The sequence below is a fragment of the Marinagarivorans sp. genome (genome assembly GCF_982758155.1).
This window is the reverse complement of sequence record NZ_CEXWTU010000124.1, coordinates 1-14,010: the sequence shown is the minus strand read 5'-3', so window position 1 is coordinate 14,010 and position 14,010 is coordinate 1. Positions and strand designations below refer to the sequence as shown.

Sequence of the window (14,010 nt, the reverse complement as noted above, 5' to 3'; positions counted from 1 at the left end):
ACAGCAATTTATCCCAAGCGGACCTCACAAAATTAACCAGCCACCTAACTAAAGGCCACCCGGCCGCAGCGCATGTTGATTACAAATCCAGCTCTCAGGGTGATCACTGGATTTTGATTACCAAGAAAAATTGCGATGGCAGCTTTACAGCAATAGATCCACTTTTTGGCGGGGAAATCAAACTGCTAACAACAAGCGATACCAATGCCCGACACACCAAACAAAGAGCAGCGCAGAAAACGGGGGTACTTTTTGGTGGTGATGGAACTCAAGATCCTCACGCGCGAGATAAAATACAGAAGGGCCAGCGCAATTATATTGTGGTGCGTTTTGCGCTACTTTCGCCACTAGGCAATATAGCTCCCCCTACCAGCACAACGTGCAGCTGCCCAATTCCAGCAGACGTAGGCAAAAAAGAAACCCTCTTTAGCCTATTTACCAATCGTAGCGTTTTCGAGTTAAATTAAGGAAAAATTAATGCGCAAGCTAATCATAACCATAATAAGTGCGACTCTCGTAACCTTTGCTTGTAGCTGTTCAACCGCAGAGCCAGCGACTAATCTGCCAAAGCAGCTTAAAGACTTAAAAGCCACCAAGGTCATTGCCCTTAGTTCGTTGGCTTGCGCCATTACAAACAATAAAAATGTCTATTGCTGGAAACTTAACACAAAAAAGAATGAGCAAACTCTGCTATTTCCCGTAAATTTTGGCGAGACTAAGGGTCACACGGTTGTTCAAATATTCGGGCAGGGCTCAACGAGCCCCGGCGGCGCGCTAGAAACTGGCGATTATGCTTGCGCAACATTCGCATCTGGAAAAATAATGTGCTGGGGCAATACTTATTATAAGGATGGCCTAATGGATGCCGAAATTTTATTGCCTGGTCTCTCACCAGAATTTGACGGGGATTCATTATTAGCTCAAACCCTTATAGGTAAGGGCTTCGGTTCAATGCACAACACTCCTACGCCAAAACTAATACTTTCTCATAACGTTGTCTGCAGCTTAAGTAGTAATACACTGTATTGTCCACACGCTCATCTTCTCCGCTACAGCGGACTTAAAAATATTCAAGATGCATTTTTTGGCGGCGATGAAACCTGCCTTATCGACAAAAAAAACACCCTTCGATGTTACACCGAGTTAGGCGATTTCGACCAAATGAGCGCGAACAATGTCATCTTCAAGCGCGAGAACGTAAAATCTTACACTGCTGAAACGCTAGCCGGCTCCGGTCTATGCATTATCGACACGCTAGACAGCGCATACTGCAATGCCCCACTTATTAGCCCAACCTCTACAGATACTTGGGATCTGAAACTAGTGCGTAAGCATGTAAAAGCAGTTACCGTTACCGAGAGCCACGCCTGCACACTATTAAAAGATGGCAGTGTTTACTGCTGGGGCCTAAATTACCATAACCAAATAGACCCAACCCATACCGATGAAATTCCCGCCCCTGGCCAAAAAATCCCCCTTAGAGGGAAGGTGATACAACAAGCTATTGGCCCAGGCTATAGCTGCTTTTTACTTGAAGACGAATCCATTGAATGTATAGGCAAATCATTTGAGTTAGAAGATTGACAATCACGGGCACGATCTCTATATTCGCCGCCTCTCGGAACCTTAGTCACATAAAATAAGGGGCCGGAAGCGACGGGTAGACTTTGCGCAACGCGCAAACTGTCGGATTATGAAGATCACTGCATTGGTCAAGTAGCAGTCTAAACAAAACTTACGTATGCCCAGGTGGTGAAATTGGTAGACACGCTAGCTTCAGGTGCTAGTGGCCTCACGGCCGTGGCGGTTCAAGTCCGCCTCTGGGCACCACTTCAAACTTCGTTTTCGTACTGCCCTGGCGGACTAATCCGGCTAAACCTTTTTTCGGCGCTATGCGCGATAAGGCCTTTATCGTTGAAACTGCGTTTCAACCCAACCTCTGGGCATCACTTCAAACTTCGTTTTCGTACTACCCTAGCGGACTATTCCGGCTAAAACTTTCTATAGCGCTATGCCCGATAATGCTTTTATCGTTGAATTGTTACTTCAAACCACCCTCTGGGGACCAAGTTATAATTCAGGCAAATCTAAGCTCCTCCAATACCCTGCGAAAACGGCTGTTACGAGCAGCCCACGAATTCTACCGCTCAGGCAGCCGCATAAATTAAATCTACTTAATTACGCGGTTAAACCGGTCAACAATTCAGGGGGAATTTACTTTTTAATCTTCATTTTTCCCTTAGCCTTTTGCATGGCTAAAAACACGCTCACTTTCGCATTTTTGGGGTCAATTTCGCCCGGCATCGGCGGGGGTTTGTTTATCCTGCTCGGTTAGCGGCTTATTAATCGTCTTTTCGCTCATCATCCTCACCCCTTTCAATTATTCAGGGCTTTCAATAAACTTCTTCATATCGCCCGACGCAAACCCTTCCGGCTCATCAAGATCATCCGCGCCGATATTACGAATACGCGCTTTGGGTTTCCGTGAGCGGTTGCGTATTCACGCAAACTGAGGTCGCTATTACGGTAATCCTGCACTATTGAGCGGCGTTGTTCTTGGATATAGCCTGTCATCAATCCATTACCCTGTATATGGGTTAGGGGCGAGGCAATAATAGTTTGTCCAATTAGACGAAGGCGCCTGTTTTCTCAGCAAGGCGCTCGAAGGGGCGCATGCCGGGGCATGTAACGCTTTGGGCAACGCAGTTGAGGAAGTAGGAGGCAAGTATTGTTGGATAAAGTATTTTTTCCTCGGCCCTTAGGTGATGTGACAACTAGCCTGACACATAGGGGTATGGTCCAGATTTGAAGCGGTGTCCCGATTTGAATCTGGCAATACGCATTGATCATGCCACTTCATCTGGGTAAGATTGATGTTCGACCTCTCAGGACATTTTAAGGAAATACTAATGGATACAGTCGCAGAAAAAGTTAAAACCCACAAAAATCTAATACAAACAACAGGCGGTACTGTTGCTTCAATCGGCTTGGAGCAAGTAGGGAAAAAAGTTGCCGGAGCTTTAGTAACCCCTGCCACCTGGGCTCTAAACTTCGCAGCAGAGGGAGGTTCTCCAGGTGCGGTGGATATTGGGATCTACCTTTCTGGATTCCTCTCTGCTCCTGCCTCCATAGTAACTGGCTTAGTTAAGGCTGTTGTAGACGACGATATCAGCCAAAAACTCGAGCTTGTCAAATCGAAGGAGCCCGCAAAATACGCCAAATTCATTAAAGCGTGTTACAACTATGGAGCATCCTCTCCGCAAATAAACGCAATGGTTATTGCTAGCCGAGGTGGTACAGCTTGGGTAACCAGCCAGGGATTATGGGTATATATTACTGACGCGAGAGACCGACTAGTTGCTGACTATGCGCCCGCTAATTACGTGCAAATGTATCGCCCGGTAAAGCCTTACAGGCCAAATGGGCAAGGGAAATTTAACTGGGAGGTTCTTCGAAAATGAGTCGGCAAGCTATAATTTTTCCACTTTTATTGTTATTTTTCTGGGGATGCTCAGAGAACAGCAATACAGAGCTAGTAGCAGAGGAAAATGAATTTGATCAATTCTGTGACATTTTTACTGCATTAAGTACAGAGCCTAAATTCGATACTATGGATACTGCAGAGAAATACGCATCGCTAGATAAGTCGTTAACAGAGAGTTTATCTTCAAATAGTGATGCATATATCGCGTGGACAGCGGTGAGCTTAGCCGAGCCGTCGCAACGATATCAGCTATTTAAAGATGCTGCAGTCAGTAGCCTAAAAATGCAATGGGATTGCCAACCCTTAAAAGATCACGCCAACACAGTAGGACAATAAGCCTTACCAGGCTAGCCTAACAGGTAAAAGCACAATATAAGGGTATGCTAAAGCCACTCGGCCGGTGTCAAGCAGTATACATCGCTTACGGATGGCAATAGCTGTAGAGACTTCAGCATAAAAGCGGCCTCTGCCCTTAGCTCGCTTTGATTGTTATAAAACAAAATATCTAATTCGGCATTTACGTTGTTCTTTGTCGAATATCGAAACCACCTCCAGCGCTCTACAGTGTCATGATTTTTATTATATTTTACTTTAATTATGCATTCTCTATGCCCTTTGCTTTTGATGCATTCAACCTTATGCTCTTGACCTTCCGCCGCCATTGAAAATAAGCTGTTTTCTATATAGTTAGGCGTGTCCACGCCTAACTCCTTAAAGCAGTTGGGGCGCATTTCGGCAAGTATTTTACTCTCTCTCTCAACAGTAAGAAAATCATAACCGGAGCTAGTTGTCTTATGACTCCATTGCTGCAGCCGCTCTAGACTATAGCCGACCCTATTAAACTCGACATTCTCTGAGCCTAGCTCTGCGGGTCGGGCGAAATGACGTTGCTGCGGTCCAATCCGATAAAAACCGCCTGCGACGGCAATCCGTTCTTTTATTTCGACATCGAATATCAATGAAGATAAAGTGCCTGTTAGAAACACGGCACCACAAATTACTGCTTTAACGGGGGTTGCTCGCTTGACCCAAGGCGAGAAGCAAAGCCCTAAGACTCCCCCGACCACAACCACACTGGGTAAGTACTGCAATAGGCTATCTGATGGAAACACCCAGTAGTAATACATAATGTATTGTATAAACACAAAATAACTCATTCCAACCAACGAGAACACGCATACACGGTAAGGTGAGTCATTACTGAGCTGATCTTTGTTGAAAATCAAGAGGATATAGAGAAGGGGGATTATCGCATGCATGATTATTTGGGTAGAGGGATTAATTAAAGCTATTGTACCAAGAATCACTTTAGTGCCGTGGCTTAATACAACCGGATATTTCGATGAGAAATAATACCCCCCATAGACTGAGGTGTTGAAATCGAAAGCTAGGTGACAGGACAGGTATCCACTAAGACACAAAGAGACTGTGCGCTGAGCGTAAAAAACGATCAGCAATTTCCATACAGTAATCAAACGAGTGCCTGTCCCTGCTAACCCCATTGATCAACACCTTAGTGATTATTGCCCATCGCACGACTACCGAGTGAAGCGCCATGACGATACATTGAGGGTTTTACTATGCAACGAAGGTAGTCACTAACAGTCATGCCACGAACATCGGCGTTATCCTGAAGCTGTTGATACATAGTTTTGGTGACTCTAAACACGATCTGCTCAGTTTTCTTAGCCATTAGTACACCTCATAAAGGGAATCATTGAAATAATGGTTATAAGGCACCCAGCCCGATCAAAGTGGTGCTACTTATCGTGCTACCAACACCCTAGGTGAAACATTTTATCCTTTTAAAACAATAGGTTAAATAACAAATTCAAAGCCGCCTCTGGGCACCACTTCAAACTTCGTTTTCGTACTCACCAGACGGACAATTCCGGCTAAACCCCTCTTTGAAGCTACCCTTCAACCCAAAGCCTAAAAAGCCCAAAAAAACGCCATTTCCGGCAATTAGTCTGAAAATCGTCTGCCATAGCAAGTAAACCTCTTTTGATGCTACCGATATTTATAGTGCCAATAGCAATGCACTTGCTCACTAGCGGTAACGCTAGCACAATACCAATCCGCGACGCTTCAGAAAGCAAGTAATGACCATTGCGCTACCGCAAGTTTTGAATACATTAAATAAGCGATCGAAGAAACCTTATTTTGTACAGCAAGCCCTGAGTAAAAATAAAACCAATATTGTAGGCATAGGATTCGAATATTAATGGGCAAGCAAGTACACCACCGCGCAATACTTTTCGCTGTTATTGCCCTAGTGCTAGCTTTACTCACTAGCGCCATGCAATTGCCTTTACTGACCAATAAAGGCAGTGGCTCTTTAGAGGTTATCGTTCAAGCGCCCTATTTCACACAATGGTTGGCTTGCGGCTTACTTCTGCTCTGCCTGTTGGTTTGCTTTATCATTCCCGCCAGCCGAAACAACCTCCCAGCCTTTGTTAAAATTGGCCTTACGCTATTCGCTGTTGGTACTTTTCTAATGGCAGGGCATAGTTTTCGCTATTCAGGCAAGCAGCATGCGCTAATTGATAGCTGGCTTTTAATTCCTGTGCAAACCACCGCCATTAATCCAGTCACGTATATTGAAAATGGGCGCGTGGAGAGTGGGATATTTTTTACCGCGCTTTACAGTGATGAAAAGACGGTAATGAAAGTATTTAACGGCTTTCCGCCATGGCGGCTGGACAACGACAAAATTATTGAAGTGCTCGTCGGCCTTGGTGCCGAGGTAGAGTAAAAGTTGATTAGCCTACCGTAATGTTAAGCTCGCCAGCACGCTGTGGCGAATCTAACCACCCCATCAGCACCATCACAATACTGACACCCATCACCACCCTTTTTCACCCAAAAAACTAGACGACATCCATATTTCACGAGTGACGGCCTGCGCCATTCAACATCGCTATACATCTACCGCCGAGTTATTCCTTAATCGATTATTCATCGCCTTGCGGCTTGCTTATTCCCTCCTATCCTTAATTTTCCGATTCAATCCAAGCCATTTTTTATGAGTACTTTCATAAAAAATGGCTTGGATTGAAGTTCTTTAATTTCGCCTAGGAGTGTTATTAATACCATGTTTTTTCAACCCATAAAATTTACACAACTATCGCTATCTCGCATCGTTGTTGCCGCTTGCACGCTGACGGTTTCAATTTCTTCTTCGGCAGCGTTGCTGGCAACCGAGCGCGCTAATATTTCCGATACTGGTACCGAGGCGAATGGCTTTAGCTATATGGCCAGCATTTCGGAAAACGGGGAATATGTAGCCTTTGCTTCCGATGCCGCCAATTTGGTGGACAATGATTTTAATGCTTTTACCGATATTTTTGTGCGCAACCGTACAACGGGTATTACCGAGCGCGTGAATGTTGATGGCGCCGGTAATGAAGCTATGGGGCATAGTGATTTTGGCGATATTTCGGCGGATGGCCGTTATGTGGTATTTGCTTCGAATGCGACTAATTTAGTACCTAACGATACCAATGGCTGGGACGACATATTTCTACGCGATCGCCAATTAGGTACCACAGAACGCATTAACGTAAGTACTTCGGGGGCTCAAACCACACTCTGGAGTACAGAGCCCAGTGTCTCCGGTAACGGACGATACGTCGTATTTATTTCTGAGGATAATCAACTCGTACCTAATGATTTTAATGGTCTTAATGATGTTTTCCTACGCGACCGCCAAACAGAAACAACAACGCGCATTAGCGTATCCAGCAGTGGCGCCGAGGCCAATGGCGGGAGCTATATGGCACAAATTTCAGACAGCGGAACTCACGTTGTTTTTACATCACTTGCCTCAAATTTGGTCACCGGGGACAACAATAGTGTCGATGATATTTTTGTCTATGATATAGCAACCGCCAATATCGAACGTGTCAGCGTGAGTAGCACCGGTACCGAAGCTTTTTTCGGTAGCTATGATCCAAATATTTCGGCTGATGGGCGATTTATTGTTTTTCAATCAATGGCACCGGAGTTAGTGCCCAATACTCCCACCATCAACGATAATATTTTTATTCACGATAGAGACCTTAATACTACCGAGCTGGTCAGCCTCGCCCACGATGGCACTCCCGCGAATGGCTTTAGTTATCGCGCCTCGGTCTCTGCCGACGGGCGTTATATTGCCTATGCGTCCAATGCAAACAACATTGTTAGCAACGATTTTAACGGTTTTGATGACATTTTCGTTTTTGATCGTGAAGCCGCGATAACAGAACGCGTGAATTTAGATTTCAATAATAATGAAATTTTCGACGGCGCTTACATGCCTCGCATATCAAGTAATGCACTCTACATTGCCTACGAATCGCACTCTGCGTCCATCGTCGCTAACGACAATAATGGCAGCTCGGACATTTTTGTTGCTCGCCTTGATAACGAAGAAGCTGGCGGACAGCGCATTTCGATTTCGCCTTCACACGCCACAGTTGACCCCATTACCGACCCACTATTCAGTGTTGATATTCAAGTATCGTCATCCGACCTTTATGGCTTGGAGGTTAATTGTTTTGCCGATTCCACGCTGGCAACATTAGATGGCGCAAACTACGGCAATTTATTCGATCCGAATTCACGCTTAGAAATACCCATGCTACTCAACAGCCCAGCGCCCGGCGATTGGCGCGGTAGCTTAAGCTTAATGAACCCCGCGCTACCCATTAATGGCTCGGGAACATTTGCCACGCTTAATTATTCGGCCTTTGAAGTGGGCAGTACAACGCTGGATATTACCTGTGTTTCTAGCGCAGCTGATATTAATGGACAACCTATTATCTTAGAAATGGAGAATGCCAGTATCACCATTGATGACGGCATACATACTCCTGATGGCGCAACCATTACCGGAAAAATTGCCTTACCTAATGGCGCCGACCCAAGCGGTGTTGAGGTGAGCATTCAATTGGGCGATCGTACGGTATCGACCCTTGCCGACGCCGACGGTAACTTTACCTTTACGGCATTAAAAGATGGCGTTTGGGTGGTGAGCTATCAGCATCCACAATATGTGAATAGCTGCAGTATTACGCAAACCCAAAATGGCGGCACTACGGTGATGAGTGATGAAACAATGATCGCTGGCGATATTAACGGCGATGGTATTATTGATATTGCCGATTTCACGGTAATTTCAGCAACTTATGGCTCGAATATGGGTGATGCCGAATTTTCGGCCGCGGCAGATCTTAATGGCGACGATGTTATCAATATTTTTGATTTAACGATTTTAGGCAGCCACTTTGGTATTAACGGCTGCGATCCATCCGCCATTGTTCCGCAAATTGATCCCTCGGTGATTTTCGCCACAACCATAGCCCCGTCTATTGGTACAACGTCACTGAATACGGCTGCCGACGAATTCACTTGGCAGCGTGATGCGGGCTTCCCTGGCGCATCAGCAACGGCCTTCACTTACGCAAAACCTACCGATATTGATCAGTTTGCCATTGGTATTCAGTTAAGCGGTATGCAAAGTTCTTATACGCTTTCACTGCGAAACCCAGACAACGGCAACTTTATAACCGCCTATTACGATGCCGAAACGCCCACCCCCATCCTCTTGATAGACAGCTTTATTGATGGTTTTCCTACGCACGATAATTTTTCCGTTCCGCTATTAATGGATCAATTAGAAATCGGCTATGACAACGGTAACGTTACAATAAATATCGGGGCTATATCACTAGCGGCAACACCTTTAACCGCGGGTTTAGGGGATAGCCCAAGCGACTGGGAAATTGAAGCCACCATGATGCACAGTTCGCTGACTTCACCATCGGGCACATCGAGTATAAAAATTATTAGCGATGCATTTAATGGTTTGGCTCTACCTACGTCTAGCTGGCAATAAATATTCCCCTTAAAGTAAAGTAAAATACTTTTAAAAGGGCTGCTTCGTCAGCCCTTTTCCTCCTTGGAGTAATGATGAACAATTATTTAAATACCGCTGCACTGTGTTTACTTTTACTATCAACAGCCTTTGCCCACGCAAAACCCACGGCTATTGTGAGCTTTTCTGATACCCGTGTTGCCCCTGGCGAAGTGATAACAGCAACTATCACACTCAAAGATATGCCAAAAGTTTATGGTGTGCAGCTCAGTGGAAAATTTAGTGCTGATTATTTAAAAGTTCAGCCTAGCGAAAAACCAGCAGGCTTAGCCATTCAAGAATTCTTAACCAAACCACAAGCCTTTACGGTTAAGAATAGTGTGGATCAAAAATCGGGGAACTTTGAATTTATTCACGCCTTACTTCACCCCGAAAAAGAAGTCAGCGGTAGCGGTACGTTGGCGACGATTCAATTTACTGCTGAAGGCGAAGGTCAGGCGACCTTCGCTATCGACACCTTAAAATTTGGCACCAAAGACGGGCAGGTAATAGAGCCTGTTATCGTGAATAAAGCACAGGCATCAGTAACGCTAGTCAGCGTATTCGATATCGAGGTAATACTGATAATCGCTGCATTCGCAATATTGCTTATCGGCATTTTTATCGCCGCTTGGTTAACGGCGAAAAAATCATCAAGGAAAACGTCTACCCTAATTTTAAGGAGTTAATAGGTCCATGTGATCACCATGTACTCCTATTCTAATTCACCGCACTTACCGTTACGGCAACCAACTGAGTCGCTTGGGAGAATTCGCTTTTTACGGTGATGTAGGCATAGTAGGTATTACTGCCACCATCGGCTAGGCGTTGGTTGTGCTCTGTTGAGGTGACATAAAAACTGAGTTCACCGGTTTTAATATTAAAATATTGTGAGTCCAAAGGAGTATTGACCTGGTAACTTGCCATTTGTTGATCAACTATTTGGGCGCTTAAGGTCTCCGATAAGCCGGTATCGACGGTAGCCTCAAATGTCTTTTGTGGAACTTGCAGGTAGAGGGTGTCGATGAAAGCATTGAAGCTACCATGATTTCTAACAATAAGATCCATAACACCATCGTTATTAAAATCTCTTAGTGCTTGGATCGACAAAGATCTATTTTTTGTAGATTGTGTTACTAAAATAGCATCGCTATAGGTGTTTTGAAATAAACCACCGGAAGCAATATAGTCGCTTACGCCATCTTGATTATAATCGACCATATTACTGGGACTGTAATTGACCAAACCATTGGCGGTGTTAGGTACTGGTATGAGCGAATAGTTTGAGGTGAGATCCCCAGAAACAAAAAAACGTCCCTCAAGGCTGTTAATGGTGAATCGTTGGTAGTTGTGTGTACCAGATAATGGCAACACCCTTACATCGGCCAATGCGTCAATGTACTTGTAGGTAAAAGTATTGCCTTCGTTAATAAACGTATAGTTACCATTTAAAGTTCGAATGATGACATCAAAATTACCATCCTGGTTAATATCGCTTAACATAACATCGGAAGTATAAATATTGGATAAATCAAGTCCGCTGGCGGATGGTTTTATGTTGTACTGGTTGAAAATAACATTGCTCGGACTTGCTTCATTATGCATTGTAAGATCATCAATATTGGCGCTAGAGATATTTATCTTGCCTTGGCTGTCGGTACTTTCGCCCTCGCCATTACCCTGATCTATTTGAAAAAGAATAAGGAAGTTTTGGTTTGATGTTGGGTCGATATAGCTTGTTAAACCTGTCCACGCTGGGCTGTCCATTGGCCAGGAAATATAGCTCACTTTTTTGCTATCGAGAGAAACCTGTACTAGATCGCTAGTGCTTTCATGAATTGTTCCGCAATACTCGATGAAGAACAACTGGCCTGCACTCTGGAAGTTATTACCACCAGTACTACAGCCGTCTTTGGCTTGATAGAGAAAAGTCGCATCGCCTTGACCATTGGCTGGGTCAAAAAGGTGAAAGGCTTCAGCTATCCGAATAACTTGAGCACTTGCAGCCTTGGCCGTATCGCCCGCTTGCCTCACCCAGTCGTCAGCCTCGAGAATGGCAGAGCTGTCTTTCTGAAAGCTATTACTCAGGTTTGGCCATGATAAAGCCGTGTGAATGTTTGGATTAAAATCATCGATATCCAGCGGGTTGGGAACGCTATCGTTATCTGTGTCGTTATCGGCATTATCAGGCAGGCCATCACCATCAAAATCGCCGGACTCTGCGCGGTTATGTGGGTATAAATCTTCACTATCGATTACGCCGTCGCCATCAATATCATCGCTATCTGTCGCTATAATTCGAATAAGTCGGTGACGAGTGGTAACGCCATCGCTGGCGCTTAAACGCAAGTCAATAGTGCGTGCAAGCTCTTGGGCCGATACGCTTAATAGGCCGGTATCTGCATTAATGCTGATACCGCTGGGGGCGTTTTGAAGTTGGTAGGTAATATCATTGCCCATTGCCCCTAGGTCGATTAAGGCCGAATTGTAAACGTGGGTGTAGCGAATAACATCCGGCTGTTGCTCTAACCAATGGCTGCCGGTGAATATATCCACTAGGCCATCGTTATTGATATCCACCAGTGATAAATGATTGGAGTAATCAATGGCTTTATCCAGTGGTATGTAGTTAGAGGCAAAGCGTCTGTCGCCTAGGTTTTCAAATACTACAATGGTTGGTTTACTTTCGTTATTAAGAGTGCGCTGTTGCACGCCAATAATATCGTCATCGCCGTCGTTATCCTTATCGCTGACACCCACACTGGTTAAGCGGGTTCGGGCATTATTTAATGAATGCCGTCCCAAAATGGCTTGCTCGTAGAAGTTCTTCCCCGGCTCCATATCGATAATGCTTAGGCCTGTTGGGTGCTGACCTGCCCGGCCCTGGTGGCTAACGATGAGTTCCTCATCACCGTCATTGTCGATATCGCTAACAACATATTGACGACTGTAGAAATCCACTCTCAATAGCGCTTCATAATACTCGTAGTAATCCAGGTTGTTTGTGAAGCACTCAATATTACCGTTTTCAACACTGCCTAAAAGTAGCGGGAAGGCAAAGTCAAAAGCCACTATAAAATCGCGGTTGCCATAAAAGTTCGCCGATTCAAGGTGAGGATGCCCGGACGGGTTATCATTGAAGTGGCAGTCGGGGCTATTGCTAGCAAGCGGTGTGGAGAGCGTATGGTCATAAAAACTGAATAGCTGGCCACGCACTTGTGTTACCCCGCTGGCAAATGGCGCTAGCGGGGTACTCTGCCATTGGTTGGCGACCATTTCCCAAAGCGCAGCTTGTGGCCCAAGCACAATCAGTTGAGGCTTACCGGTTGGGTTGTGAGTGATTACTTTGAGTCTTAATTCGGCTCGATGCTGTGACAAGTGATAGCCATCTAAACTGCTGAGGGTTTTAAATTCAGAGAAGGTACCCTGCCCCAGCCCTTGAGCCCACTGGAGCTCATCTTTGCCATCGCCGATATATCTCACTTGGGCGATATCAATCAAACCGTCTTGGTTGAAGTCTTCGGCAACAGCAACGGTACTGCCTTCATCAATCGGGTGGCGGATATAGCCAAGGCTGGGCGAAACCCATTCAAAAGTGTATTGATAGTCGGCATTGTTTGGGGCGTGATCGACTATATCGGGTGTGCCATCGCCATCGCTATCTCGCTTGCTGGGTTCGTCAATTAGATCATCTTCGATAGTGCGAATTGCATGCTGCGTACTGTAACTACCTGCGGTAAGGGTAGCGATAATTTCACTATCACTTTGCTCAGGAGCGGTGACTTTTAGGCGAAATTGCTGGCCATTGCTTATGGTTTGAGGGGCTTTTATATACGCTCCATTGTCGATGCTAATCTCGCCAAGGTCGCTGTAAATTTCAATCGTGTCTTGTACTCCACCAATAACGATGGGGTCGAAGAGCAGCTCTACGCCGGCCGTTGCATAGTAGATATCGGGGATATTAAAAGCCTTCGGCTGCTCAACATTAAGGCTTTGGCTGGAGCTGGAGTACACCATTGCCGATGATGTACTGCTCGATGGTTGATGGCTGTCACTACTATTGGTAATGGCTGGGGCAGATATTGATGTAGAAGAATTTGTTAAGTCTTTGGCATCGCAGCCTGAAAAAACGAGCACTAAAGCCGAGAAAAGTAGTGCACACGGCGGGTTATTGACCCACATTAGCCAGCGCGCTAATTTTTTGGAGGTGCCTTTGAGTTGTGTGCTACATCGCCAAGCTAATCGCATAACCGTATCCTTAACATATTGCCTTGTTATTGGTTGTTATTGCGATATACGGCGGCAACACAATTAAGTTGCGCTTTAGTTGAAGTTTTTGTAACTATTCCGGTGGGTTAGAAATAATGCCCAACTAAAAGGCGAATTGATTGTTTTCTGGGCATTCAAGCGTCGGGCCTTGCAGGAATAGCAAGGGGGTGAAAACGCATCGAGACAGGAGTCTCTTATTGGACATTGCATCCGTATAGGGATATACGTTATTAAGGTAATGCAGGAGCAATTACCGAGGAGCACAAAGTCGTAGATGGCTTGTAGGTAATTGCTTATATGGATCCACCCTGTCAAACAAACTATTTAAACTGTCTAGATTGAGTTGCACGCTTATATT

The 14,010-nt window shown here is 45.2% G+C and carries 10 protein-coding genes and 1 tRNA gene; 8 read left to right on the top strand and 3 right to left on the bottom strand.

Annotated elements, in window-relative coordinates; genetic code table 11:
• The 5 genes from AC3A8L_RS13295 to AC3A8L_RS13275 form a co-directional block, all read left to right on the top strand.
• Window positions 1–467 (top strand): hypothetical protein (locus tag AC3A8L_RS13295; protein WP_487962750.1); only part of this gene is annotated, 467 nt, incomplete at its 5' end.
• A 10-nt stretch (window positions 468–477) separates the two neighbouring features.
• A complete protein-coding gene (locus AC3A8L_RS13290; protein WP_487962749.1) occupies window positions 478–1,584 on the top strand; it encodes an RCC1 domain-containing protein in 1,107 nt (368 codons plus the stop codon).
• A 159-nt stretch (window positions 1,585–1,743) separates the two neighbouring features.
• Window positions 1,744–1,830, top strand: a tRNA-Leu gene (locus tag AC3A8L_RS13285).
• A gap of 1,043 nt (window positions 1,831–2,873) precedes the next feature.
• Window positions 2,874–3,461 (top strand): hypothetical protein, encoded by a 588-nt coding sequence (locus AC3A8L_RS13280; RefSeq protein WP_487962748.1) that lies wholly within the window; start codon window positions 2,874–2,876, stop codon window positions 3,459–3,461.
• Window positions 3,458–3,820 carry a hypothetical protein gene (locus tag AC3A8L_RS13275; RefSeq protein WP_487962747.1) on the top strand — a complete coding sequence of 121 codons (363 nt, stop codon included), beginning with the start codon at window positions 3,458–3,460 and terminating at the stop codon, window positions 3,818–3,820. The genes AC3A8L_RS13280 and AC3A8L_RS13275 overlap by 4 nt, the downstream gene beginning before the upstream one ends.
• Window positions 3,821–3,867: 47 nt before the next feature.
• Here the strand turns inward: AC3A8L_RS13275 and AC3A8L_RS13270 are convergent, their stop codons facing one another.
• Together AC3A8L_RS13270 and AC3A8L_RS13265 are read right to left on the bottom strand one after the other, a co-directional pair.
• Window positions 3,868–4,986 carry a hypothetical protein gene (locus AC3A8L_RS13270; RefSeq protein WP_487962746.1) on the bottom strand — a complete coding sequence of 373 codons (1,119 nt, stop codon included), beginning with the start codon at window positions 4,984–4,986 and terminating at the stop codon, window positions 3,868–3,870.
• 11 nt (window positions 4,987–4,997) lie between these two features.
• Entirely contained in the window at window positions 4,998–5,177 is a 180-nt protein-coding gene (locus AC3A8L_RS13265) for a plasmid mobilization protein (protein WP_487962745.1), read from the bottom strand.
• 531 nt (window positions 5,178–5,708) lie between these two features.
• Here AC3A8L_RS13265 and AC3A8L_RS13260 point away from each other — a divergent pair.
• The 3 genes from AC3A8L_RS13260 (at window position 5,709) to AC3A8L_RS13250 (ending at window position 10,072) form a co-directional block, all read left to right on the top strand.
• Window positions 5,709–6,239, top strand: coding sequence for a hypothetical protein (locus AC3A8L_RS13260; protein ID WP_487962744.1), 531 nt, complete (start codon window positions 5,709–5,711; stop codon window positions 6,237–6,239).
• A gap of 339 nt (window positions 6,240–6,578) precedes the next feature.
• Window positions 6,579–9,365 (top strand): dockerin type I domain-containing protein, encoded by a 2,787-nt coding sequence (locus AC3A8L_RS13255; RefSeq protein ID WP_487962743.1) that lies wholly within the window; start codon window positions 6,579–6,581, stop codon window positions 9,363–9,365.
• A gap of 74 nt (window positions 9,366–9,439) precedes the next feature.
• Window positions 9,440–10,072 carry a cohesin domain-containing protein gene (locus tag AC3A8L_RS13250; RefSeq protein ID WP_487962742.1) on the top strand — a complete coding sequence of 211 codons (633 nt, stop codon included), beginning with the start codon at window positions 9,440–9,442 and terminating at the stop codon, window positions 10,070–10,072.
• Between the two features lie 31 nt (window positions 10,073–10,103).
• Here the strand turns inward: AC3A8L_RS13250 and AC3A8L_RS13245 are convergent, their stop codons facing one another.
• The gene (locus tag AC3A8L_RS13245; protein ID WP_487962741.1) at window positions 10,104–13,631 is read right to left on the bottom strand and encodes an FG-GAP-like repeat-containing protein; all 3,528 of its coding nucleotides are present in this window, start codon (window positions 13,629–13,631) and stop codon (window positions 10,104–10,106) included.
• Between the last annotated feature and the right edge of the window lie 379 nt (window positions 13,632–14,010).

What these genes read in the sequence shown, in the direction of transcription:
- AC3A8L_RS13290 (WP_487962749.1), top strand. Translation starts at nt 478, where the DNA reads ATGCGCAAGCTAATCATAACCATAATAAGTGCGACTCTCGTAACCTTT.
- AC3A8L_RS13275 (WP_487962747.1), top strand. Translation starts at nt 3,458, where the DNA reads ATGAGTCGGCAAGCTATAATTTTTCCACTTTTATTGTTATTTTTCTGG.
- AC3A8L_RS13255 (WP_487962743.1), top strand. Translation starts at nt 6,579, where the DNA reads ATGTTTTTTCAACCCATAAAATTTACACAACTATCGCTATCTCGCATC.
- AC3A8L_RS13280 (WP_487962748.1), top strand. Translation starts at nt 2,874, where the DNA reads ATGTTCGACCTCTCAGGACATTTTAAGGAAATACTAATGGATACAGTC.
- AC3A8L_RS13265 (WP_487962745.1), bottom strand. Translation starts at nt 5,177, where the DNA reads ATGGCTAAGAAAACTGAGCAGATCGTGTTTAGAGTCACCAAAACTATG.
- AC3A8L_RS13245 (WP_487962741.1), bottom strand. Translation starts at nt 13,631, where the DNA reads ATGCGATTAGCTTGGCGATGTAGCACACAACTCAAAGGCACCTCCAAA.
- AC3A8L_RS13260 (WP_487962744.1), top strand. Translation starts at nt 5,709, where the DNA reads ATGGGCAAGCAAGTACACCACCGCGCAATACTTTTCGCTGTTATTGCC.
- AC3A8L_RS13270 (WP_487962746.1), bottom strand. Translation starts at nt 4,986, where the DNA reads ATGGGGTTAGCAGGGACAGGCACTCGTTTGATTACTGTATGGAAATTG.
- AC3A8L_RS13250 (WP_487962742.1), top strand. Translation starts at nt 9,440, where the DNA reads ATGAACAATTATTTAAATACCGCTGCACTGTGTTTACTTTTACTATCA.